Origin of the sequence: Rothia nasimurium (assembly GCF_928392795.1) — a bacterium.
GTDB lineage: Bacteria > Actinomycetota > Actinomycetes > Actinomycetales > Micrococcaceae > Rothia > Rothia nasimurium_F.
Genome location: NZ_CAKMTJ010000042.1, coordinates 1 through 255 on the forward strand (window position 1 = coordinate 1; position 255 = coordinate 255).

The window sequence follows — 255 nt, forward strand, 5'->3', positions numbered from 1 at the left end:
TCCTGACCGAGCTGAAGAACCGTGGCACCGCTGATATCTTCTACCTGGTCTGTGATGGGCTCACCGGCCTGCCTGAGGCCGTGAATGCGGTCTATGAACGCACGATTGTGCAAAACTGCGTCATTCATATGATCCGCAATTCCATGCATTACGCCCCCAGGCAGCACTGGGAGGCGATTTCCCGGGATTTGAAGCCGGTCTATCAGGCGGTGACCGAGCAGGCTGCGCAGGCGGCTTTGGAGGCATTTGGGCAGA

General features: G+C 58.0%; 1 protein-coding gene. It reads left to right on the plus strand.

Annotation, left to right across the window (positions count from 1 at the left end; genetic code table 11):
* Positions 1-255 (plus strand): transposase (locus tag L6963_RS11770; protein WP_237207735.1); only part of this gene is annotated, 255 nt, incomplete at both ends.